20 protein-coding genes and 2 pseudogenes are annotated in these 22,714 nt (G+C 48.8%); 9 read left to right on the plus strand and 13 right to left on the minus strand.

Annotation, left to right across the window (positions count from 1 at the left end; genetic code table 11):
• Positions 1-43: 43 nt before the first annotated feature.
• From ACTJI7_RS20045 to ACTJI7_RS20065, 5 genes are all read right to left on the minus strand, one after another.
• The gene (locus ACTJI7_RS20045) at positions 44-880 is read right to left on the minus strand and encodes a hypothetical protein (protein ID WP_323283345.1); all 837 of its coding nucleotides are present in this window, start codon (positions 878-880) and stop codon (positions 44-46) included.
• A gap of 57 nt (positions 881-937) precedes the next feature.
• Entirely contained in the window at positions 938-1,102 is a 165-nt protein-coding gene (locus ACTJI7_RS20050) for a hypothetical protein (RefSeq protein ID WP_326430968.1), read from the minus strand.
• An 80-nt stretch (positions 1,103-1,182) separates the two neighbouring features.
• Positions 1,183-1,410, minus strand: coding sequence for a hypothetical protein (locus ACTJI7_RS20055; RefSeq protein ID WP_042893214.1), 228 nt, complete (start codon positions 1,408-1,410; stop codon positions 1,183-1,185).
• A 72-nt stretch (positions 1,411-1,482) separates the two neighbouring features.
• Positions 1,483-1,890, minus strand: coding sequence for a hypothetical protein (locus ACTJI7_RS20060; RefSeq protein WP_323283347.1), 408 nt, complete (start codon positions 1,888-1,890; stop codon positions 1,483-1,485).
• A gap of 212 nt (positions 1,891-2,102) precedes the next feature.
• Positions 2,103-2,990 carry a GTPase family protein gene (locus tag ACTJI7_RS20065; RefSeq protein WP_248194596.1) on the minus strand — a complete coding sequence of 296 codons (888 nt, stop codon included), beginning with the start codon at positions 2,988-2,990 and terminating at the stop codon, positions 2,103-2,105.
• 328 nt (positions 2,991-3,318) lie between these two features.
• On the opposite strand from ACTJI7_RS20065, the gene ACTJI7_RS20070 reads away from it, so the two are divergent.
• Positions 3,319-4,767 (plus strand): YfjI family protein, encoded by a 1,449-nt coding sequence (locus ACTJI7_RS20070; protein ID WP_323283348.1) that lies wholly within the window; start codon positions 3,319-3,321, stop codon positions 4,765-4,767.
• Between the two features lie 431 nt (positions 4,768-5,198).
• The gene (locus tag ACTJI7_RS20075; protein WP_323283349.1) at positions 5,199-5,783 is read left to right on the plus strand and encodes an inovirus Gp2 family protein; all 585 of its coding nucleotides are present in this window, start codon (positions 5,199-5,201) and stop codon (positions 5,781-5,783) included.
• Between the two features lie 70 nt (positions 5,784-5,853).
• On the opposite strand, the gene ACTJI7_RS20080 is transcribed toward ACTJI7_RS20075, so the two are convergent.
• Positions 5,854-6,579, minus strand: a complete 726-nt coding sequence (locus ACTJI7_RS20080) for a hypothetical protein (protein ID WP_323283350.1) — start codon at positions 6,577-6,579, stop codon at positions 5,854-5,856.
• A gap of 114 nt (positions 6,580-6,693) precedes the next feature.
• On the opposite strand from ACTJI7_RS20080, the gene ACTJI7_RS20085 reads away from it, so the two are divergent.
• Positions 6,694-6,921: a helix-turn-helix transcriptional regulator gene (locus ACTJI7_RS20085; protein ID WP_252145809.1), complete on the plus strand. Its 228-nt coding sequence runs from the start codon at positions 6,694-6,696 to the stop codon at positions 6,919-6,921.
• A gap of 219 nt (positions 6,922-7,140) precedes the next feature.
• Here the strand turns inward: ACTJI7_RS20085 and ACTJI7_RS20090 are convergent.
• Positions 7,141-8,279 (minus strand): annotated as a pseudogene (locus ACTJI7_RS20090) (IS3 family transposase).
• A 249-nt stretch (positions 8,280-8,528) separates the two neighbouring features.
• Here ACTJI7_RS20090 and ACTJI7_RS20095 point away from each other — a divergent pair.
• On the plus strand, positions 8,529-8,747 hold the full coding sequence (locus ACTJI7_RS20095; RefSeq protein ID WP_042718081.1) for a hypothetical protein: 219 nt from the start codon (positions 8,529-8,531) through the stop codon (positions 8,745-8,747).
• Between the two features lie 397 nt (positions 8,748-9,144).
• Here the strand turns inward: ACTJI7_RS20095 and lpxP are convergent, their stop codons facing one another.
• The 3 genes from lpxP to ACTJI7_RS20110 all read right to left on the minus strand — a co-directional run bounded on the left by lpxP (position 9,145) and on the right by ACTJI7_RS20110 (position 10,844).
• Positions 9,145-10,053, minus strand: a complete 909-nt coding sequence (gene lpxP / locus ACTJI7_RS20100; RefSeq protein ID WP_023329314.1) for a kdo(2)-lipid IV(A) palmitoleoyltransferase — start codon at positions 10,051-10,053, stop codon at positions 9,145-9,147.
• A gap of 202 nt (positions 10,054-10,255) precedes the next feature.
• Complete coding sequence (locus ACTJI7_RS20105) at positions 10,256-10,528, minus strand: hypothetical protein (protein ID WP_016239704.1); 273 nt, start codon at positions 10,526-10,528, stop codon at positions 10,256-10,258.
• Between the two features lie 79 nt (positions 10,529-10,607).
• Positions 10,608-10,844, minus strand: coding sequence for a YnfU family zinc-binding protein (locus tag ACTJI7_RS20110; protein WP_350309020.1), 237 nt, complete (start codon positions 10,842-10,844; stop codon positions 10,608-10,610).
• 93 nt (positions 10,845-10,937) lie between these two features.
• On the opposite strand from ACTJI7_RS20110, the gene ACTJI7_RS20115 reads away from it, so the two are divergent.
• Entirely contained in the window at positions 10,938-11,171 is a 234-nt protein-coding gene (locus ACTJI7_RS20115; RefSeq protein WP_004132711.1) for a hypothetical protein, read from the plus strand.
• A 19-nt stretch (positions 11,172-11,190) separates the two neighbouring features.
• Here ACTJI7_RS20115 and ACTJI7_RS20120 read toward each other — a convergent pair whose 3' ends face one another.
• The 3 genes from ACTJI7_RS20120 to cspF all read right to left on the minus strand — a co-directional run bounded on the left by ACTJI7_RS20120 (position 11,191) and on the right by cspF (position 20,387).
• Positions 11,191-19,773: a GH36-type glycosyl hydrolase domain-containing protein gene (locus ACTJI7_RS20120; protein WP_440670811.1), complete on the minus strand. Its 8,583-nt coding sequence runs from the start codon at positions 19,771-19,773 to the stop codon at positions 11,191-11,193.
• A 155-nt stretch (positions 19,774-19,928) separates the two neighbouring features.
• Entirely contained in the window at positions 19,929-20,099 is a 171-nt protein-coding gene (locus tag ACTJI7_RS20125; protein WP_318528834.1) for a YnfU family zinc-binding protein, read from the minus strand.
• A gap of 75 nt (positions 20,100-20,174) precedes the next feature.
• Positions 20,175-20,387, minus strand: a complete 213-nt coding sequence (gene cspF / locus ACTJI7_RS20130) for a cold shock-like protein CspF (protein ID WP_071601025.1) — start codon at positions 20,385-20,387, stop codon at positions 20,175-20,177.
• A gap of 266 nt (positions 20,388-20,653) precedes the next feature.
• Between cspF and ACTJI7_RS20135 the strand changes: the two genes are divergently transcribed.
• From ACTJI7_RS20135 to ACTJI7_RS20150, 4 genes and pseudogenes are all read left to right on the plus strand, one after another.
• Positions 20,654-20,872: a cold shock domain-containing protein gene (locus ACTJI7_RS20135; protein ID WP_016239707.1), complete on the plus strand. Its 219-nt coding sequence runs from the start codon at positions 20,654-20,656 to the stop codon at positions 20,870-20,872.
• A gap of 299 nt (positions 20,873-21,171) precedes the next feature.
• On the plus strand, positions 21,172-21,399 hold the full coding sequence (locus ACTJI7_RS20140) for a hypothetical protein (RefSeq protein WP_010434226.1): 228 nt from the start codon (positions 21,172-21,174) through the stop codon (positions 21,397-21,399).
• A gap of 562 nt (positions 21,400-21,961) precedes the next feature.
• Positions 21,962-22,366 carry an H-NS family histone-like protein gene (locus tag ACTJI7_RS20145; protein WP_323283376.1) on the plus strand — a complete coding sequence of 135 codons (405 nt, stop codon included), beginning with the start codon at positions 21,962-21,964 and terminating at the stop codon, positions 22,364-22,366.
• 52 nt (positions 22,367-22,418) lie between these two features.
• A pseudogene (locus ACTJI7_RS20150) lies at positions 22,419-22,581 on the plus strand (arsenical resistance protein ArsH); the annotation flags it as partial.
• Between the last annotated feature and the right edge of the window lie 133 nt (positions 22,582-22,714).

Raw genomic sequence — 22,714 nt, forward strand, 5'->3', positions numbered from 1 at the left:
GGCGTTTGCGGGTTTAATGAGAGTATCAGGAGCAGTACGTGAATCAGTGATTTTCGAGAGTGAGGGTTTTCGCCTTACCATTGATATAGCGGATATTCAGCGTTGTGACGCCAGCTTTTACGGAGGGTTTCAGGTCTGCAATTTCATCGCATCCCACTCCGGTGATTTCCCGGATTTCAGGGGGTTCACGGGTTTTGCTGACGACATACCAGTTACCGGCAGGGCAGGCAATACCGCCGTCCTGCTTAAGCAGGGCGAGGAACGGCGAATCAATAAGCTGAGTATATAATCCAGCCTCGTCACCACCGTTAATCAGCGTATCTTTCCCTTTACCGCCGCAGTTACGGCAAAAGAGACTGTCGTCCTGTGAACGCAGAATCTGGGCTGTATAAGCCGGTGCTTCATTATCCAGCGAGAAGATATTACGATCTCCGTTCTTCCAGATAACGCTGAGCAGCGTGAAGCCATTTTTCTCTGTTACCGATACACTTCTGGCGCTGCTCAGGTTTGAGCGGTCATTATCGAACTGAATGCTGCTGATGGCAGGCGTTGTCGCGAGTTTATCAATGTAGAAAAAATCAGGCGTCTGATTCGCAGCCGCTCCCGGGGCACTGTCAGACATCAGAATGGCATAGCGGCTCGTATCCTGGATTTTGCTGTAGCTGGCGGTCTTTACTTTATATCCCTGGGGGTAATCCGCCAGAAAATAACTGTCCTTTTTCTCCGGCCCGCAAAGGTGGCAGACCATATGCCCTTCGCTGTCGGTTGTCAGACGGGGAAGATTGTCAGCCGGAGCGGCGGCAGCCGGTTGGGTAAACATCAGGTACAGGGACGCTATCACCAGTCCGGTGACGCGGATGATTTTTTGTCTGTTAATCATAAAGTTGTCCGTAAATGTTTATAAAGAATAGCGTTGTCTGGCGGAAAGAGAACCTTCTCATTCCGCCATGCATTCAGCAGCAGCCTGACCGGTGTAAGCAATAAAATCAGGCGAGGTAAAAATTTGGGGGGTATTCCCCCAGTCCTGACCGTAACGCTGAACGAGTTTCTCCCAGGCACAGTCACACAGGGCGGTATCACCCTGAGCGGTGCATTCGCGCATAAAGGCACGTTTTCCCCCGGGCTCATCACACGCGGTTAACAGCAGGAGGGAGGCAAGAAAAAGCCCTTTGTATTTCATCATCACGATTTACGCATAAACAAACCGAGGATGAGCAGGAACACGATGATGATTATCCAGATGAGCCCGCCGATAATGCTGCCGAGTGAAGGGAACCAGACTGCGGGCCATACCAGCCCCTGTCCGATGGCATAAGCCAGGCCACGCCATGCCTGAGTCCCCCATACAGCCTGATAAATGGCCGTGATAAGAGCCAGCACACAATAGATACTGATAATAAAAGGTTTCATTCATGACTCCATTTGAACAATAAATAGCGCTGGTGGCGGGAGAGGAAACGGCTGTTGATAAGTGGGGATGATTTAGTCACTGACGGTGAAGGTGCCCTGGTCGGTGAATATCCGGGCCTCTAGGAAATTACACGAGATACCGGACTGCCAGAGTGGATTTCCGAAACGCCAGGTCAGACTCTCGGCAAACTGCATTTTGCGGGGGGTAAACGTACCTTTATTGGGCCACCATCCTTCCGGGGTGGTCTTCCCGTTATACGTTGTCTTTCCCTGTTTCAGTTGTGGGCAACGCCCCCGGTTAACATCAATTTTGTCTATCAGAATGTTGTCTGTTCTGGCGGTCACGGTGACATAAACGCAGTCATGGCATTCGTAGCCACTTTTCTCGATATTGACTTTTATAGCGTCCTCATCAGCCGCCTGAGCGGGCATCGCGGCCAGTACAGCAAGGGTGGCGAACGCGATAAGAACAGTTTTCATGACACTTTCTCCGTATGTGACAAATCCTGCGATATATCGCATTGATTTTTAATGGATAAATAACATAACCCTATGATTCCCGGTTGATTATGTAATCACGGGATTCATCAGGTACAGCGATGAATTTCGATCGGCTCGATCGACAAAATCGATCGTCATTGAGCACAAAAACTTATCGATACACGTCTTTAGGTTTATCGAAAATGAAGAGGTTAACCGAAGAAAAATCCCCAGAGGGAGCCTGCTGCACGGGCGACGGTGTGGGTCACCGCATGCAGTGCTGTGCGGGCCAGCTGCGGCAGCGGTGCGAGGTCAATGATGTTATCAATCACCTCTACCACGGCATCGCCAAAGCTGCTGCTGGCGGTATTGATAACGGTATCAGTGCGATACCGGTTCTGCAGATGAGGCACAAGTGGACTGCGGGCTTGCTTTGGGAGGCGGGTAATCATGGCCTCCACCAGGCGCGACAGCCGGTAACGCCCCCGGACAGAAACAGGCAGAATATCTATTTCTGCTATCTGCAACTGAAGTGCCACAGCCTGCTGTTTCTGCGCAATACGCTCCGCCTGTAACGCCGAGGGCTGAGCCGACAACCATCGCCACTGCTCGGCGGGTTCGGTTTTGTCCACCTGGTTGAGTATCCACAGCACTGGCGGCAGCGGTCCACTGAACTGCGCGAAGACGTCCTGATAAAACTGCTCTTCCACCGCAAATGCGCGGTCATCGGCCTTGAGCACCCACAGCACCATATCGAGCTGTGGCATGAGGTCACGATACAGCTCACGGTATTCACCGTCGCGGGTAACAGACTCGCCCACGCCGGGCAAGTCGACCAGCGTCAGATAATGGTTGCCGAAGCGCAGCCGGACACGCTGTGGCTGACGGGTGCAGGCTTCCACCGCGTTCACGGCGCAGACTTCGCTACGGAACAGTGCATTACACAAACTGCTCTTCCCGACACCGGTTTTACCCATAATGCCAATCACGGGTTCATACGTGACGAGACGGTTAAGCTCCTGGATAAGGTGCTGGCGCAGTGCGTACGGATAACGCCGGAGATGACGACGGATAAGGGCATAGCCTGAGGGATGTTTCATATCGGCCTCTGAATGAAAAAAGGCCATCTGGTGGGGATGGCCTGTTGGAGTAAAACGGGAAGGAATTCAGTCAGGTGATATATAACTGAGAGTTTTTTAAAAATACCTCAGCCTCATATTAACCGGGCAGTATATTGCCGGACAGGAGCATCCATTTATCTTTGTATCACTCAAATAACAGATGGGTGATAATCCTGACTTATGCCAGTTAACTAATTTAGTCCAAAGCTGTCTGACTGGGCTAAATATCGGTTTTTTATATTGACTTGCGATTGGGTTTTGCGATTAATTGTCAACTCCTTAAATAACATACTTAGCAGGTATCGTAATGAAAGAATTTCCATTCAATGCTTTTACAGGACTATTGCGTGAAACTATTTTTAATATTGAGGATCATACGCAGTCACCGCCGGAAATGATTGCATCCGCAGTTTTAAGTGCATTATCCCTGGGGTGCCAGAGCCTGATTAATGTAAAGATCAATGACACTTTAGTATCTCCGGTATCATTGTATTCATTCGTCATAGCAGAGTCTGGCGAGAGAAAAACGACGGTGGATAAACTGGTATTCAAGCCTTTTCATGAGCATGATCTACGTGTATTACTCCAGTATGAAGAACAGCAAAAAGAACATGAGCGCTGCTCTAAAATATGGCGCAGAAAAGAAAGTGCACTCTTGAAATGTGTCGATAAAGCCACTATGAAAGGAAAATGTACAGATGAATTTTCACTGCAGTTAAAGGCGTTATACGCTGAGAAACCAGAACCACCAAAAGCCAGAAGATTTGTTTATAATAATACCACACCGGAAGCCCTGCAGTTTGCAATGTACACTCAGTCGCCGCAAACAGGACTAATAACCGATGAGGGAGCTAATATACTTAACAGACAGACCATGACTGACTTTGGTTTTATTAACTCAATGTGGGATGGGGGATATTTTCAGGTTGAACGTAAAACAACACCGAGTTTTACGCTCAGGAATGGACGTATTACTTTGTTGGTTATGGTACAAAAAGCTATATTTGATGATTATTTAAAACGTAAGGGCGAAAGTGCACGCGGAAGTGGTTTTTTTGCACGCTGTCTTATCTTGAATATTGATGAGAATTTATCGACACAGGGCCAGCGTTTGATTCATCGTCAATCCGGCTCTCAGTCTGGTGACCTGGAGAATCTTAATTCCTTCTACCAACGTATGAATGAACTGGTAGAAAAAAGTGCTTTTCAACACGGAACTGGGCATCAGACATGTTTATCCTTCGAACCTCAAGCTCAGGAAGCATGGGTGAGAATTCACAATAAAATAGAGCGTCGCCTGGGGCCAGAGGGAGACTATGAAAACTCGAAAGATTTTGCATCCAAAATGTCGAATAATACTGCACGCGTAGCCGCACTGTTGAGTTACTGGACAGAGGGGGAATGTGCGATAAAAAAAGAATATGTCGAAAATGCATGGTTGCTGTGCGAATGGTATATGCAGCAGGCAGTAACACTCTTTGGTAATGAGGAGGGCTATTATGAAGCACTGTTATTGTCGTGGCTACGTCGGCAGTATTCACGCTCATGGAAAGATGTAGTCCGATATAATGATATCCGAAACGGCGGACCTAATGTGTTACGTAAGGGAAAGTTACTGGAAAGGGTGATTGACAGACTTGAAAAGGAAGAGGTGATAGATATTGATTATTCAAAATATGGTGCCCGAAAGGTATATAAAGGCCGTCACTTTGATAACAATCCGTTTACAAAACATGCAGCCTATCAGCACTACTGAGCCCCGGTAGTTGCGATCAGTCGCAACTACCGGGGGGAGGAACCTGTGGAAAATGACAAAAATCTGCAAAACTAATATCAGAGTAAAATTATTATCACGCTTATCACTTGCGTGGAATTTATTTAAGCGGATGTGCTTATTGTTATATTTCTACTGATTAATTTACTGTCGGTATAGTAATATATGTTTACTGTTAATGCATCCATTCTCTACTAAGCTTAATTATTATAAACATACTAATACATTATACCCATACAGTAAGTTAATTATAACGCAACACATATTGTTTATGTAACACCATACGGTTAATTATTACCATCAGATAATATTCATGTACATATCTGCATGTGCCATTATCACGATTGTTAATCGTATGGTTGCTTACTCTTACTCACCTCAATATTGAATAATGTATTTATTCAGGTTTACATATGCCAGATGATTCCTTGAATGCTGATTACCAGCAAGCATTTTACAATGTTATTCGTAATGCAGTTGATGAGTTTCCACGTACGTTAGCGCTACGTGTTGATTTACGTTTTCCCCGTCGCTATCAGTATGGTGATTCAAACAGAGAGGTTACTCGTTTTATTGAATCACTGAAGGCTAAGTTGCTGGCTGATTGCCAGCGTAAAAACCACCGCTGGAAACGTAACTGGCATAATCGATTACGGTATGTATGGGTACGTGAAGTCGGTGAACTTAACCGCCGTAAACATTACCATGTATTACTGCTGCTGAATAAAGACTTCTACCATGGCGCCGGAAGTTATAATGCAGATGACAGTTTATACGCATTAATCCAGCAGGCATGGTGTAGTGCGTTAGGCCTGGATGCAGAGCAATATTCGGGTTTAGCGAATATGACTAAGAACGGTTGTTTTTATTTAAACAGAAAATCCCCTAATTATATGCAAGAAGTTACCGAATTGCTGAAGCGCATGGAGTATCTGGCAAAAGACCATACCAAATGTTACGACGATGGCTTTCGTTCTATTGGGATGAGTCGTGGGTAGAATGACCGTACTGAGTTGGCAGTTTGGCTATTAAGGTTTACACTGTCAGCATATTAGAACTCAAGTACATCTATTTCTTTTTAGTCTTTACGACACTATCAAATGCAGCTTTGATTTTCTGATCCTGACTTGACCAGACTTCAACCTGGCGTATCTTCATTGCAAATATTTCAGCTCCGGTTTTGGTCAGATTATTCTGGTCACGGGCAGATGGCCATTCCAGTTCATTAATCCCATTCTCTATGCCCTTCAAAGCTTCTGATTTAGCATCCCATCCGCCTGAAGGGCAAGCTTCCTGCAAAAGCCTGATAATTTTGGCTTTAACGGGATCAAAGCGAGCAGCTTTACTTCTGCCCCCCTTCACCGGAACATCGAGTTTTGTGGTCTGTTGCTGTTGCCACAATTCTTGATCTTCAAGACCACGGCAGTAATCAAGGTATTCAATACTTAGGAGTAGGCACTTTATCGCTTCATTTTTATTCGCGTTCAGGAGCCCAAGCCCTAGGTGCCAGTTAACATCAGCTAGAAAAACAAGTTCATCTATAGTTTCGCTAACCGTGTCCGGTTCATCAAATGACATTTTGTAGACTTGATCATCAAACCTACGGCGTACAACCGGGTTCTTAAGCATGCTTGCAACTAGCGATAGTACAAACTCATGATATTCATTTGCACCTGAAACCACCTTTTCCTGCTCCCAGTCAGCCGCATTGAATCTATGGGATAATCTTGCGCTCTTATTATTGAACGTAGTTTTCAAATCAACGATAAAATCATCAAATCTAAAATTATCCATTATTCAATCAGTTAAGCTCCGTAAAAAATGAGGTATTGCAGCCGTATGTCGCACAGTTGCACTAGCAGATAGTCTGACTTCCGTTCAAAGCATACCAAGAGAGGAAGCTTTTTAATGGAACCAAGGTCTGTAAAAATCCTGCGTATATCTGCACTTGTCAAGAAGTTAGGTATTGGTCGTTCAACGGTATACGATTGGCTTGACCCTAATTCAGATCGTCATGATCCGACATTTCCCCAAAGGGTGAAACTGGGGGCAAAGACGGTAGGTTGGCTAGAATCCGAGATTGATGCTTGGATTTTGAGCAAAATAAAACAACCCCTAACGCCTGTTTCGCCATAGTTTGGAAGATAATGTGGGAGAGAGTGAGGATCGCACTCCTCCCATTAGCTTTAATTCTATTTCCGGATTTGCAGCCGTAGTTTTAGATAAAAACACAGATCGCTGAAGTTGCTGAGACCGCTGAACAAGGCACTGCACAATATTCTCTTACAGCTCATGTGCACCTCTCTTTAAGGCATTTTAATGGACTGACCCCACGCCCGTAGACAAATTCTGTCCTCACGATGAGGCCTGTTCGAAGGCCTCCGGACTGACGCCGCCGAGGTGGCTGTGGCGCCGGGCCCGGTTGTAGAACACTTCAATGTAATCGAAGATATCGGCCCGGGCCAGATCCCGGGTTTTATAGATGCGTTTTCTGATCCGCTCTTTTTTCAGCGAACTGAAGAACGATTCGGCCACCGCATTATCCCAGCAGTTGCCACGCCTGCTCATGCTCGGGGCCAGGTTATTAGCCCGGCAGAAGCGCTGCCAGTCGTCACTGCCGTACTGGCTGCCCTGATCGCTATGTACGATAACCTCACCGTCCGGTTTTCGACGCCAGACGGCCATCATCAGCGCGTCGAGAGCCAGTTCGCGAGAGAGAGTGGGCTTCATCGACCAGCCAACCACGTTACGGGCGAAGAGGTCGATAACCACCGCCAGATACAACCAGCCCTGCCAGGTGCGGATGTAAGTGATGTCTGTAACCCAGACCTGATTGGCCCGGACAACAGTAAACTGCCGCTGCACGCGATTAGGGGCGGCAACCACTGAAGGTCGGCCGGCGATACGACGCGGCGCTTTATAGCCGCGCACGGCTTTGATCCGGTTCAGTTGCATAATACGACCCACCCGGTTTTTGCCGCAGGTCTCCCCGATTTCGTTCAGGTCGCCATGAACCCGCCGGTAACCGTATACGCCTCCGCTCAGTGAATATGAGTCACGGATAAGCGTTAGCAGGCGCTGGTTATCTTTATCGCGTGCCGAGACCGGGTTATGCAGTCACGCGTAGAACCCGGCCCGGGCGACATTCAGTACCCGACACATCGTCATCACACCCCATACAGTGCGGTGCTCATTGATAAAGCGGTACTTCAGTCGGGCTCCCTTGCAAAGTACCGCGCGGCCTTTTTCAGGATATCCCGTTCTTCTTCGGTGCGTTTTAGCTGCGCCCGGAGTTTCAGGATCTCGCTTTTGGCTTCCAGTAAATCCCGGGCATGCTGTTCGCTGTTATCAGGTTTGATAGCCCGTAGCCACTTGTAGAGGCTGTGTGCAGAAACGCCCAGACGGTCGGATACTTCGGCAACGGAATAACCGCGTTCCGTTATTTGACGGACGGCTTCTTCCTTAAATTCAGGTGTAAATCGTGGTGTGCCCATACGTTCCTCCTATGCTCAAACTATAGGGCAGGATCGTCTACCGGGGTGGGGTCAGTCCAACTATAGGGCAGGATCGTCTACCGGGGTGGGGTCAGTCCAGACAACCAAATTTGATGTTCGCTGAAAGCTGGTTGGTCCCAGGCGCAATGCCTATTGTCAGCTTGCAGGTAAAATAATAACAGAAGGCCTATCCAATGCGTGTTATAAGCGAGTATGAAAACCTCCACACTGGTGGTTGAGAGGCATGGCATGAAATTACGAATCACAAGAGCAATCGGCCTCAGCAAGTTCTCGCCACGTTGGGTTAAGGTTATCTGTTTACGATTAGCAAAAAATGATATTGAGCGCTCCCTCAATGCTCTTCTGGCCAACATTGATGAATCTGAGCTCTCTCCAGAGCAAGTCAAAGCGTTTAGGGAATGCGTTGACAGGATTAACCTAGCACGGGGTAAGGGGATGCAGGCGTGAGCACTTTTAATTAAGCATTTTTCGATGTTGCTTTGGCAATGATGGCTTTTATCCAAAAAATTTGGCAGGTGAAAAGTAGTCTAAGCGTTTGATAAAAGGTAAGCCCAAACCATATATGCGCGGCGCGTTTGCAGCGCAAGTATCGATGACAGGCCGACACGGGCGGAGCTCTCGAAAGCCACATATGAGCCAATGAAGGCTGATGGGAGCTCATAGGGATTAAACTGTCCACTATGAGCGAAAAACGGACCTTCAAATCCGAACCGGTTCAATTGATTAACCTTGGCTGTCAGTCAAGCCATCGTTAACATGAATCCGATCGAAAATTCCTTATTGCATTTTTACAAATACGCAGTGGCAAGAAAGATAGATTCTGGCTCATGACAAGTTGAGTTGTTCATTTGTATAAAGAGACTTCGCCTTCAGGACGCGTTTTGAACCTGCGATGCATCCACAGGTATTGCTCAGGAGCACGGAGAATTTCACGCTCGATGATCTTGTTCATATAAGCCGCTGCGGCGACCTTATCTTCCCCTGGATAACCTGCCAACGGATTGCTGATATACATGTGATAACCTTTTTTATCGCTACGTCGAACCATGCTAAGTGTGATCAAGTGTGCACCAGCGAGTTTTGACAGAGCATACGTTCCGTTCGTCGTGGCTGCTTTTTTTACCGAGAAAAAAGGTGCAAAAACGCTTCCCTTAGACCCATAATCCTGGTCTGGTGCAAACCAAACGGCTTCACCTGCTTTTAGCGCATGAACAAAACCTGATAAATTACGTCGATTAATCATAGCCTTATTTGAACGCATACGACCTTTTGTCTGTACCCATTCCATTAATGGATCATTGTGTGGGCGATACGTTGCCATCATAGGATGGCATAACCCCATTACTCTTCCACACAACTCAAGGGACATAAAATGAATCCCGACAACCATTACTCCTTTTGTCGCGCCGGTCAGGTTTTCAAGCCCTTCGACATCAAACCATTTTTTGACTCTCGCATCGCTCCAGAACCAGGCCATTCCTGTTTCCATCAGTCCCAGCCCGAGAGAAACAAAGTTTTTATTGACCATCTGGCTCCGGGCAAACGGTGTCATCTCGGGAAAGCACAGTTCGATATTTCTAATCGCAATTCCTTCCCGGCGTTTCAGAAAGGGTCTGGATATTTTTCCAAGGCCAGAGCCCAGAGTATGTAAAACCGGGTAAGGAAGTTGAACGAGAAGCCACAGCAGACCCAAACCAGACCAGGTAAGCCAGTGGCGAGGATGAAGTAAATTATGAGTAAAAGTCTGTGCCATAAATTTCCTTAATGCTAATGAAGGTTATAACGCAAAAGGAAAACAATGAAGCAATTTGTCTTTAGCGATACATTTTGTTTTAGACAATTTAAAGTCATCTAAATTCAGAAAAAAATAACTTTGCAATGACTGGTAAAGAATTTAAAGAGTCAGGAATGAATTGTAAGCCAGCAAAGTTATTCTGTTATAAATCCATGTTTTATCATTGATACTCAAGAAATTGTCTTCTTGATTCATCATCATCAAGGTACTCAAAAGAAAGAAGCCGAATTTTGGTAAGTTTATAAAACCACTCACAATCGTTTCGTTGAATAATTTCCCCTGGTTTGAAACATATCCCGGATGCCACCCGAATAATCGCATATTTACCATTACTAAACCTGACCCGGTGAATACAGAAAGGTTGGCCAGCCTGCCCGTGACAGCTGTTCGACAGGATATGTCCTTCAATAAAAACAGATTTTTTAGATTTCATTATCATACCCTCGACAACTGCAGTACAGGAGGAACGTTGTCATTTTCCGACATCACTGACGTTACGTGGCAGAAGCCGTTCAGCCGCCGATACACCAGCATTCTGAAGGTCTGAACAACAGTCCGCAGGCAGGGCACTCAAGAACCGCATCTTTTCTTAGTTTACCTGCTTTCTGATCGGCTCTGTATGCGCATACCGGGCAGGCAACATGAACCGGTCTTTCTTTAAAATACCTGAGCCCATTTGTATAAGACATAAATAATTCTCTGAGAAATATAGTAATTATTATACGCTTTAATATAAAAATAACTGGCATAAGTTATGTTAAGTTGTGTCTGAATGAGGTTATCAGATATTGAAAATTGAACGTCTGATTTATGGTACACTACCCTTCCGTGAGAAATTTAAGATGAAATCAGAAGACACCCTTGACTGGTATCCGGCACAACTACCGCCTGTGAAAATTATTCTTGGCGAAGCCGTGCTGGCTGTGGGTAAACAGGGCCGACCGATTAATACCCGCACCTTGCTGGAATACCTTCAGGTCATGCAGGACAAACAAAAAAGGCGGGATGACAAAATCGCCATGCAGACTGCGATTGATGTTCTCAGGGATAATCAGCGCATTAACGGCAGACGTTAATGCACCTCCGGGATCAGTGTCAGCTCTGAATGATCTCAACCGTATGGTTTTGTCCATCATCCTTCAGCGGTATTCTGTCATCAGGGAGGAGAACACCATCCAGCGTCACGCAATATTCTGCATCGCCGCGTGAAACACTAATCTGATAATGGCTTTCACCATATTGATATGCCATAGAAAAAGACGACCACTCATCCGGTAACCTGGCATGAACACTAAAGTCAGTGCCGGAACGTTTTATCCCCAGTAATTCCTCGGTAAGTAAACGCCAGGCCCAGCCTGCGGAACCGGTATACCAGCTCCACCCTGCACGTCCGGTATGGGGAGCGACGCTGTAGACATCAGCACTCATGACATAAGGCTCAGCTTTATAAATCCCGACAGAGTCCGCATTCAGGGTATGATTTACAGGGCTGAGCATTGACCAGAGTTGCCAGGCTCGTTCGGCATTCCCCATTCGGGCAAAGGCCATCACTGCCCAGATGGCGCCATGCGTATACTGCCCTCCGTTTTCCCGCACGCCGGGCAGGTACCCCTGTATGTAGCCCGGATTTGGACCGTGTCCGTCGAAAGGAGGCGTTAACAGTTTGATCAGCCCTCCTTCGTTATCCACAAGGTGCTTATCCAGCGCCTGCATGGCCTTTGCGCACCGTCCCGGGCTCGCGGCGCCGGACAATACAGACCAGCTCTGCGCAATCGCATCAATCCGGCAGTCCTGTGAGGTTTTCGATCCCAGGGGAGTACCATCGTCAAAATACCCGCGCCGATACCATTCCCCATCCCAGGCGTGGGCTTCGAGATTACTTTGCAGGCGCAGAGCCTGTGAACGGCACATCGCGGCGACGCTTTCATCCAGCCTGCGCTCCGCCAGCGCTGCAAACCGCTGCAAAATGTCGTACAGGAAGAAGCCCAGCCAGACGCTTTCACCTTTGCCTTCGATACCCACCCGGTTCATCCCGTCATTCCAGTCACCAGCCCCCATCAGCGGCAGGCCATGCTCCCCGAAGCGAAGTCCATAGTGAATAGCTTTGACGCAGTGTAACCAGAGTGTCTCTTCGGTGCCGCTGATGACCGGCGTGTCATAGACAGACTCTTCACCAGGCTGAAGCGAGCGTCCCTCCAGATAAGGAATGCGTATTTCCAGTGCATCCATATCCCCCGTCGTTTCAACATAGTGGCAAGCAGCAAGCGGCAGCCAAAGATAGTCATCGGAACAGCGGGTACGCACACCGTTGCCGTGTGGCGGGTGCCACCAGTGCTGCACATCCCCCTCGATAAACTGCCGTGATGCACAGAGTATTATCTGTTCACGCATCCGGTCCGGAGCAGCGTGGCTCAGAGCCAGCGTATCCTGCAGCTGATCGCGAAAACCAAATGCACCGCCAGACTGATAGTAGCCACTCCGGGCCATAAGACGGCAGGCGACCGTCTGATACAACAGCCAACCATTAACCAGTAAATTTACGGACGTGTCGGGGGTGTTAACTACGATTTTATCGAGAACATTGTGCCAGTGATTATGAATCCGGTTCAGCTCCTGGCGGACCGTATCCTCGTTCATGTAGCGGGCCAGCGTCTCCTGAGCACAGACATCATTCTCCTCTGCGCCGAGGATAAAAATAAACGTCCTCTGGTCCCCGTCAATTAATGTAACCGCCGATTGCACCGCTCCGCAGGGATCCAGACCGGCCCCCGTCTTACCAGAAAGCTTTTGCAGTTTCATGGCCGAAGGGGCGTGAAGGGAACCATTACGGCCAATAAACTCCCGGCGATCCCCTGTCAGAGAACAGTCATTACCGCTGACGGCAAAAAATGCAGTTCGGCCGCCACCATTATCACCATAAAAGTTATTCGCAAGCACCCCGCAGCCGCCGGGCGTTCTGGCCACATGTGTCACAATGTGAGGGGCTGAGCGCGTTCGTGTTTCTCCGAGCGTCCACTCTACATAGCCTGTGACGGAAAGTTGACGTGTCCGTCCCGAAGAGTTGCTGAGCGTCAGGAGCACCAGTTTAACCGGATCTTCTTCAGCAACCAGGACCGTCAACTCGCTGTCTATACCACTCTCACGATGGGCAAAAACGCTGTAGCCAAAACCATGGCGGGTCAGGTAATCACCGTGTCCGCGAACAGGTAAAGCCGTCGGCGACCAGCACTCCCCGCTCTCTTCATCGCGCAGGTAAAATGCCTCGCCGCTGCGATCGCTCACCGGATCGTTCTCCCACGGCGTCAACCGGTATTCATGGGCATTCTCATACCAGGTATAGGCCTGCCCTGCCTCTGAGATCACACAGCCAAAACGAGAATTTGCCAGTATGTTCGACCAGGGAGCCGGTGTAAGCGCATTTTCCCGAAGGACGATCTGATACTCCCGCCCATCCTGAGAAAATCCACCGTACCCATTGAAATGGCATAACTGACTGGTATCAGGGCTCCAGTCCGTATGTTGATTACGGTCGCGCACAGCACGCGGAATGAATGCCCTTGCCGGCGATTTCAGGGTATGAATACGCTGGTTAAGCTGCTCATTAATACCCCCTGCGCGGTCATCAAGATAAAGACAGGCCACGCTCATCAAAAGCAACTTATCCTCAGCGGAGAGATGCTCACCGTTCCGGACAAAAAGCCCGCCCTTTTTATCCAGCAGACTGGCTTCAGACCCGGCATAAATTAACTCCATAATCTGATTTTGTAATCCCTGCTGGTAGCCGCCGGGGCTGTTATTCAGGATAACCAAATCAACATCCAGCCCTTTCTGTCTCCAGTAACGGTGTGCCTGAATCAGTGTGGTCACTGAGGTGATACTTTCCTCGCTGGTTATACTCAGCAGCACTATCGGCAGATCCCCTGAAATTGCCCAGCCCCACAGTCCGGACTGGCCACGCCGGTTGCGGCCGATCGCCTGGCCTTCGGCTCGCAGCTCCTGGACAGGATAAAGCACAGCGCTGGCGAGACTATTGAACAACGTGGCATCATCTTCACTGGCGTTCATCTGGCGCAATACCACCAGACTGTGAGACCAGGCCAGTTCAAAGACGCGATCGGCGATAGGGTAATCGCGATATTTCTCCAGCAACGCCAGGCTCTGCTGACGGGTCTCGCTGATGCCATAAATGATATCAATCGTAACCGGCTGCCCCGGCTGCAGAATGATGGCGTGGCGAATTGCCAGTATCGGATCCAGCACCGAGCCCGACGTGTTGCTTAGCGTCCCTCCCGCCTCTATTGCCCGGGCATTCGCAGGGTTTCTGCCACGTCCAATAAAGCTTGCCCTGTCCGTTTCAAACGACACGTTATGTCGGTTATCGCCGTGCACCACCATCATGTGAAACAGGCAAGGGCCCGGTTCATCCGGTGAGCGCGGGCGCCGGTGGCAAAGAATAGCGTCACGCTCAGGAGCCAGCTCAGTCTGAATAAACAAATTGCTAAATGCCGGGTGTGCCAGATCGCTGACATCAGGTGCCAGTACCACTTCAGCATAGGTTGTCAGCTCCAGAGAGCGAGGTTTGCGACCACGATGAATCAGTGTGAGCCGTCGCAATTCAACATCATCCTCCGGAGAGATCACCACCTGAGTTTTGACGCTGAGTCCCCCGAAGCTGCGTCTGAATTCTGCCCCCGCATCGGTGAATAACACTTCCTCGTCTTGTCCGCTGGTGTAGCCTGTCGGTTGCCAGGTATTGCTCCACACATCTCCCGTCTGGGTATCGCGGAAGTAGCAAAATGCTCCCCAGTTATCACGGGTGGTATCACTGCGCCAGCGGGTTAGTGCAATATCATTCCAGCGACTGTAACCACCGCCCCCCGCGGTCAACATCAGATGATAATGGCCGTTGGACAGCAGTTGAATATCCGGGGTGGGGGTATCCACGCTATAGAAAATACGGGGTTCATAGCGGACGGGTTTGACCCTGCCCTCATGAGATTCAAAATGACGGCGCGGACTGTACAGATCGACCGCATCCGGCACGCGCTCCTGTAACAGCAGACTCGCTGACCGGAATACCGTACTGGACATAAAGCGTTCAGTCATGGGGGCGTCAAGCAGCACATGAGCCAGCGCCTGAAATGCCATACCTTGGTGATGCGCCATCCAGGACTGTACCACCGCATAGAGCTGGCCGGTTGCAAGACGTGAGGGGGTATAGTCCAGCGCTTCATAAAAACCGTATTCTCCGCGTGCACCATTTTTTTGCAGCCTGAACAGGTTCTCACAGGCTCTCTGTGGGGAAACCATCAGCGCCAGCAGCGTGGCGTAAGGAGCAACCACCATGTCATCGGCAAGCCCCCTGCGCAGACCGAGACCCGGTACGCCAAATGCCTGATACTGATAATTATGCTGAACATCAAAAGCATGATAGCCAGACTCTGAAACACCCCACGGTACCCCGCGTTCTTTCCCCCAGTGAATCTGGCGCATAACCGCCGACTGACTCATTTCATCGAGCAGGCTGCCGGGGCTGGTGGGCATCACCAGATTCGGCATCAGGTATTCAAACATGGACCCGCTCCATGACATCAGGGCAGTTTCGTTATCAATCGAGGTAAACAGTCGACCCAGCGCGTACCAGCTTTTAAGAGGCAGTTGATTAGTCGCAATGGCAAGAAAACTGGTCAGCCGGATTTCAGACGGCAGGAGATCGTAGTGGCTCTTGTCAGGCATATTGGTGTCACAGTTATAACCGACGCTGAGCAGACTGGTTGCTTCACTGTACAGAAAGGCGAAATCCATCCGGGCATGCTCATCCAGCCGCTGTTCCAGCTCGGTGATAATATTGAGTCGCATTCGGGCCTGCTCCGCCGCTAACGCCGGAGGCGTTCCTGTACCGGTTAATGTCGGACGGGCAAGCTCGCTCAGCGTCGGCAGCGTCTGTTCATTCCAGCATGCAGGTAACCAGCCAAGCAACAGAGACCACTCATGGCAAAGCTGAACCAGTTGATGCTCCAGATGTCCAGCCCAGCGCATCTGAAGAGGAGATCCCTGATGACATGCGCTGGTCAGATGGTTACACTGGGTGCGCATGCTTTTCAGTTCGCTGAAAAACGCCTGCGGAGAGAGCGACATCGCATTCAGGCAATGCTTGCGCAGCAGTCTCAGGCTGTCAGGTGGGTTCTTACCCCACTGTTTTTCCAGAATATCCAGCGTATCGTTCAGTCCTGCCAGTATCTGTTGGCTGCTTAAAACAGGCTGATGACGCATGGCGGACAAGCCTGCACGCAGGGTCAACAAATGCCCGGCCATGTTGCCGCTGTCGACGCTTGAGATATAGCGTGGACTGAGGGGGACCAGTGTCCGGGTGTCATACCAGTTGTAGAGATGGCCCCGGTAGTGTTCCATTTTATCCAGCGTGTCGAGCGTGAGCGACACGCGCCGGAGCACCTCTCCGCCGGGCAGGTAGCCAAAGTCCCATGCCGTCAGGTTAGCCATAAGGGAAAGACCAATATTGGTAGGAGAAGTTCGGTGTGCCACCGTCGGTTGTGGTATTTCCTGATAATTATCAGGCGGAAGCCAGTTCTCTTTTTCTGTGGCAAACGTTTCAAAAAAAGCCCAGATTTCACGGCTTGTCTGGCGTAACAGCTGTTTTTGTTCCTGAGTTGGCGAAAACACCTTACGCACGGGCTGGCGACTCAGCCAGCTCATCAGCAGCGGGGCCACACACCATACCAAACCGATCGGTAACGCAATCCCCAGCAGCTGTGGGGCAAACTGTCCGGTCAGTATTGTCAGCGTCACGCCACTGGCAACGTTTAGCCACATGGCCTGATAAAAGCTTGCAACAGCGGGTCTGGCACGATCGCTGTCCTGGCTGTGGCTGACCCACTGGCTGAGGTGACGCCTGCTGATCCCCAATCGCCATAGCGTCACGGCGATCGCTTTCAGCGAATATCCGGCTTCGTGCGGCAGTATCGCAAAATTAAGGCTGATACCTGACAAACGCTTCAGCGCGCCCGCCCCCACCAGTAACAGATGCGGCTTCACGCGGCGACGCAGAGGTTTATGCAGAAGGTCATGGCTGATGCAGAGGATGGCTGGCAACAGCCATATCAGCAACAGTATGCCCAGCCAGTAAACAGGATTGGGTACCCAAAGCAGAGTGAAGAACAGCAATATCAGTAAAGAGGGGGCGACCAGACTGCGACGTAGATTATCGAGTAATTTCCAGTAAGAAAGCGCGGTCAGCGGATTCCTGACATGGGTTCCATCGGCTTTTCTGACGCGTGGTTTCAGCCAGTTAAGCAGTTGCCAGTCACCCCGGATCCAGCGTGAACGTCGTGCAACATCCGACAGATAATTATTAGGGTACTGTTCGTAGAGTAACACCTCGCTCAGCAGACCCGAACGTGCATAGCATCCTTCAAGCAGATCGTGGCTGAGTACCAGATTTTCCGGGCAGATGTTGGCAGTGGCCTGCATAAAAATATCAACATCGTAAATCCCTTTGCCCACAAACGAGCCTTCCCCAAAGAGATCCTGATAGATATCCGAAGACATCATCGAATAAGGGTTATTGCCCGGTACGCTGCTGCGCAGGGCTGCGTAACGCCCCTGACCGTTGCGTGGTATCTCCTCCGCAAGACCGGGCTGTAAAATACCGAATCCTTTGACAACCCTCTGGCGTACCGGATCATACTCTGGCGTATTCAGCGGATGGGCCATCGCCGCGACGAGTTTGTGTGCCGTATCGCGCGGGAGCACCGTATCGCTGTCCAGGGTAATGACGTATTTTATGTGACCCGGTAAAAGATGGGCAGGCATGTCTGCAACGCTGACGAATTGCGTTCCGGGATGGCGCAACCAGCTGTTAAGTAACGCCAGTTTTCCCCGCTTGCGTTCATAGCCCATCCACGCTCCTTCCGAGGGGTTCCATTCAGGCTGACGATGTAACAGATAAAAACGTGGTCGGCCGGAGGGGTAGCGGCGATTAAGCGCCTGCGTATCGGCGATAGCCTGTCTGAGCAGCGCGTGACTTTCCGGCGAGGGTTCATTTTCAGAATCAGCGAAGTCTGTGAGCAGCGCGAACCTGAGATTTTCGTTTTGATTCCCCAACCAGCAAACTTCAAGACTGGTGAGGAGCTGGCTGAAACTTTCGTGGCTGGTCAACATGCAGGGAATGACTAACATGGTGGCATTGTCAGCGGGAATACCGGCTGAAAAATCCATCCCCGGCAAGGGTCGAGGAACGCGAAAACGGGTGGTTGCATCACTGAGTAAATCGCTCATTAACTGAGTTAAAGCAATAATCAGAGGCAATATCACCGCGATCAATAGCCAGTCTGCGCCCTGCATGGCGGTTTCGTGCATTATTGCTGCGGTCGCTGCGGTTGTCAGCAACGCCAGGCTTCCAAGCCATGACAGCAGGGTTATTCTGTTGAAACTGTGCCGCAAGCGTATGAGCCTTGAGGCGTCTGCCAGGAGATGAATATCCAGCGCCTGTCGACCTTCGCCCGCAAGATAATAACCAACATGATGTTCCGGTGTATCGGGCGCTTTTTCCTCTGAAAGCGCCAGCACCTTCTCAGCAACCTCAGGCTCGCTGAGACCGCTGTCTCTGGCCAGAACCTCAACTACGTGCCGGTAATGATCCCGGGTATTGAAGTGCATACGGGGATAAATGCCGGCAGGATCATTGCGTAATGCCTGTTCGACAACGCTTATCGTTTCGGCGAAATCAGCCCAGTCCGTTTCACTCAATAATCGCAGGCCCGCGATGCTGTTACTGACGGACAGCTGGCTGGCGGCAAGCTGCTGATTGAAACTATGTATGAGAACGTCAGTGGTGATCCCCTGTTCCCGAAGGCACTGATCAACCCAGGTCAGAGGTAACGACAGCGCGTTGCCATGCCCCTGCAGGCGCCGCACCAGCTCTGCGACAAACGCACTGGTTAACGGAGGTCGGGAGCGCGCCATATCGGCAACCACCATAATTAAATCACCAGGCGCACTCTCTGCGCATTCGACAATCCTTGTTATCCACGTATCGGCAAGGTTTCTGTCCTGCTGCGCTTTTATCACTTCCATACTGATACGACGAAGATTTTCAATCAGCGCCAGTCGCAGCATTCCCGGTAACGCCCAGACTTCACCCAGCGTCAGCGGCGTCACCTGTTGATAGGCTGTGAGATAGCTGGTCAGGCTGGCGGCATCCCAGCGGCCATCGCCGTGAGCAATGGCCTCTGATGCAATATGATAAATTCGTGGGCAATTCAGCGGCGATACCAGCGACGGAAGACCTTTGCCAAAGCTTTTCGGCAGGTGCTGGCGGACAGTGCGGATTTGTTCCTCAATCAGATAATAATTGTCCAGCAGCCATTCACCGGCGGGCATGATACTGGTCTTTTTACCAGCGTTAAGCTCATAGCAGTTTTGGGTAATGACGGCCTCATTGTCGCCAAGCCGTTTCAGAAGATAATAAGGATGCTTATCTGGTGATACTTTATGAGTCCGCGCCAGCTTCTGGCCGTAGCGTTCCATCTGGACGGTCGAAAAGAGTTCTGACCGCGGGGTGCTTTCACCGGCAGGATCGTTCGCCGAAAACGTTATGTTTTCGGCAGCATTAATCAGAATACGGGAGCGGTTAAACCACGCTCTTGGGTTCATTTTCATAGCATTGCTCTGATGCGACGTTAGCGCGCAGGAGCAGTTGCGAAATCAGATCAGAAAAGTTCTCTCAGGATGGGCGTCAGGCATCAGGGATTTAACAGCTGCCGGAATCTAACATAAGTATAGGACATAAGCTCTGTTCTGCGGTTTTGGTCGAGCTAGCGTCGGGAGATAAACAGAGCCTTACATCCGGGGCAAAGCATGGTCTGGTTGAGCCGGATTTTTGACAACGATTGTGCTGATTTTAAGCCACAAACAGGACAGGCAGCAGCGGCAGTAGACGCACTGCTGAAGAGTTTCATTGCGTAATTGATAACAGACATAACCATTAACCTTTCAATGAATGAGATTCACCGTACCACGTGTGGTTAAGTTTTAATCTATTTATTTTGACACAATGAAAATCAGGAAAGATAAATGTTCGCAGCCACAGGCCCCCTGAGACCGTTTATCCGGCAAAATTCTATGCGCCTTCCAGGGATGAGTAATTCTGATTCGCGGGAGTTAACGGCTGAAATGTGAAGCAGAACGTCTTTTCGTCCATCAGATGGGATGATGAGGCCTTTACCACTAAGAATATCAAAGCTTTTGACAATTCCTGTCATTTTATGGGACAAGTCAATTCCTTATTGAAAACAAGTAAAGACTATACACTGAAAATGGCATTCAGCCACTTTTATTTTCCCTACAGGACCTCTGGACGGCTAAAAGATAATTTGCTTATATCGATTCCCTGTGCCTTAATGAATCCCATCAGTTCGATGTACTAATGAAAGTTAGAAATTTTCCGGGCAGTTCTCATTACCAGGCGCTATCGTTGATATCCCCTCTTTTTGAGTCCATACGTTTACTATCAATACAACGATGTATAACAGGAGTCAGTATGACCTCTAGAATTACAGGCCTGGTAAAATGGTTTAACGAAGACAAAGGTTTTGGCTTCATCTCTCCTCTTGATGGCAGCAAAGATATCGTTGTCCATTTTTCTGCGCTTAATGGCGACAACTTTAAAACTTTATTTGAAGGACAGAAAGTTGAATTCGCCATTCAGATCGGAGACAAAGGTCCTGCTGCTGCAAACGTAATACTTTGCGATAAATAAATCAATGTGGATCTGCGATAACGATGAAGGATTATTCCTGAGTAGACAGATCCATAACTTAAATCAGATAAAAATCGTTTATTCTTAATATCTGATCAGCATATTTTTCACAATTATGAGTGCGCTGACCGATGTAATGGAGTGCAGGACTACTGCATAAAATTTTAAAAGCACAAACTAACTGCTTGTTAAATAAGAAGTGCGTAATGAGCGAGGCTATCTCCGAAAGCACCTCGTAATGGCTTTGACCTTAATGACATCTGCCAGTTAACACCCACGAGAGAACAGGGTAATAGAATATGATTAAAGTCCTTGTTTTCTTTAATGCTGAATCCTGTAAAGTTATGACCGTTCTGGAAGGTATATCCTCTATCAGGCAGGAATATCCAAACGGTGAAGAAACACATCTTCGGATTATGTCTGCAGGTTTTCCTTCCTTAACTGGCGATCATGGTATTGTTTACGTGGCTACTGACAGGGAGTTAACGTCACAGGAGATACTTGATGCGGCCAGGAAATATTTATAGCATTTTTTATGCTCTCTGCTCCACGTTTAATTGCATGCTTACCCTATTTATCAGAATCGAACAAAAAATGAGTTAAAAACATTTATGGCCTGCTAACAGCAGGCTTTTTTTTAACATTACACTTTTTTAGAAACACCTATATAAAGAGAAAGTAATTCGCTACCCTCTGACAAAATACAGGTGTCTCTCACCTGCGTGCCATCTTGCCATTTGTGAAAAATCTTACTAAGTGGCCGCGCTAATTCACTAAATGTCTCTCCTGATTTAAAACTCATCAGGTATGACTGAAGCAATAGTTATGAGGCTATAAAAAGGCTCTCCGGATGGCTCCTGGCATCATAGTTTTTAGTACCCTCAAAAATGCAGGGACATTTCGTAGGAGTTAAGATTTAGTTCTTGCACATTCCTCTTAATTTTGTCTTGCGATAAGAGATTTATATCAGTAGTCTAAACCTCGTTAATAACAATATGTACCAATCGGATTAAAATGCTCATTAAGAAAAATCGGGTTGATGAGCAACCGTCGACATTGGTATTTGCTGAAATTTTAAGAGGTCTCTTTATGTCAGATGCTCTGACACAGTTAAACAATATCCGTACCTTACGTTCCCAGACTCGTGAAATGTCCTTAGATGTGCTGGAAGATGTTCTGGAAAAGTTTAAAATTATTCTTATAGAACGACGAGAAGAAGAGACATTACGTCTTGCAAATGAAAGTCAGCGCCGCGATAAACTGGAATCACTTCGTCAGATGATGCTTGATGAGGGTATCGACCCATCCGAACTTATGGCTGCTATTGGCTCTCCGGGTAAGGCTAAAAGAACGCGCTCCCCCCGCCCCGCGAAGTATCGATATACTGACGAAACTGGAGAGTCAAAAACATGGTCAGGTCAGGGGCGAATGCCGAAGCGGATCTCAAATCTGATTGCTGAAGGTGGGGAATTAAAAGATTTTGAAATCAGCTAAAAAGAGCCGGGTATAACCCGGCTCTTTTTTGTGTAGGCCGCAAGTTGCCTTAGAGAATAGTCGAGAAACATTTAGTTCCGTTGATGTAGCCGAGAAGCTGATTTAAAATCACAGTGCTGCTTAAGGGACAAACCGGTTATCTTGCAGATCGTTACAGCGAGCAAAAAGAGAGCCATCAGAAGCTTTCATCCCGAGTTAATCAGGACAATATATAATGTATGTTCTTCGTGAATCCATACTGCATGAGCTTAACAACGTCCGTTATTGGCACAAACCAGACTGTCAGATTCGATTGCGATCTATCTACGATTACTCCAAGTCAGGTTTGAGCCAATGCACCTTTGCTGG

This window comes from Enterobacter sp. 22499 (genome assembly GCF_052044815.1).
Classification (GTDB): Bacteria; Pseudomonadota; Gammaproteobacteria; order Enterobacterales; family Enterobacteriaceae; genus Enterobacter; species Enterobacter bugandensis.

Coding starts and splice junctions, on each gene's coding strand:
- ACTJI7_RS20075 (WP_323283349.1), top strand. CDS start 5,199: ATGCCAGATGATTCCTTGAATGCTGATTACCAGCAAGCATTTTACAAT.
- ACTJI7_RS20140 (WP_010434226.1), top strand. CDS start 21,172: ATGATTAAAGTCCTTGTTTTCTTTAATGCTGAATCCTGTAAAGTTATG.
- ACTJI7_RS20105 (WP_016239704.1), bottom strand. CDS start 10,528: ATGAAATCTAAAAAATCTGTTTTTATTGAAGGACATATCCTGTCGAAC.
- ACTJI7_RS20050 (WP_326430968.1), bottom strand. CDS start 1,102: ATGCGCGAATGCACCGCTCAGGGTGATACCGCCCTGTGTGACTGTGCC.
- ACTJI7_RS20045 (WP_323283345.1), bottom strand. CDS start 880: ATGATTAACAGACAAAAAATCATCCGCGTCACCGGACTGGTGATAGCG.
- ACTJI7_RS20110 (WP_350309020.1), bottom strand. CDS start 10,844: ATGCCAGTTATTTTTATATTAAAGCGTATAATAATTACTATATTTCTC.
- ACTJI7_RS20125 (WP_318528834.1), bottom strand. CDS start 20,099: ATGGTTATGTCTGTTATCAATTACGCAATGAAACTCTTCAGCAGTGCG.
- ACTJI7_RS20120 (WP_440670811.1), bottom strand. CDS start 19,773: ATGAAAATGAACCCAAGAGCGTGGTTTAACCGCTCCCGTATTCTGATT.
- ACTJI7_RS20135 (WP_016239707.1), top strand. CDS start 20,654: ATGACCTCTAGAATTACAGGCCTGGTAAAATGGTTTAACGAAGACAAA.
- ACTJI7_RS20070 (WP_323283348.1), top strand. CDS start 3,319: ATGAAAGAATTTCCATTCAATGCTTTTACAGGACTATTGCGTGAAACT.
- ACTJI7_RS20095 (WP_042718081.1), top strand. CDS start 8,529: ATGAAATTACGAATCACAAGAGCAATCGGCCTCAGCAAGTTCTCGCCA.
- ACTJI7_RS20085 (WP_252145809.1), top strand. CDS start 6,694: ATGGAACCAAGGTCTGTAAAAATCCTGCGTATATCTGCACTTGTCAAG.
- ACTJI7_RS20055 (WP_042893214.1), bottom strand. CDS start 1,410: ATGAAACCTTTTATTATCAGTATCTATTGTGTGCTGGCTCTTATCACG.
- ACTJI7_RS20065 (WP_248194596.1), bottom strand. CDS start 2,990: ATGAAACATCCCTCAGGCTATGCCCTTATCCGTCGTCATCTCCGGCGT.
- lpxP (WP_023329314.1), bottom strand. CDS start 10,053: ATGGCACAGACTTTTACTCATAATTTACTTCATCCTCGCCACTGGCTT.
- ACTJI7_RS20145 (WP_323283376.1), top strand. CDS start 21,962: ATGTCAGATGCTCTGACACAGTTAAACAATATCCGTACCTTACGTTCC.
- ACTJI7_RS20115 (WP_004132711.1), top strand. CDS start 10,938: ATGAAATCAGAAGACACCCTTGACTGGTATCCGGCACAACTACCGCCT.
- ACTJI7_RS20060 (WP_323283347.1), bottom strand. CDS start 1,890: ATGAAAACTGTTCTTATCGCGTTCGCCACCCTTGCTGTACTGGCCGCG.
- ACTJI7_RS20080 (WP_323283350.1), bottom strand. CDS start 6,579: ATGGATAATTTTAGATTTGATGATTTTATCGTTGATTTGAAAACTACG.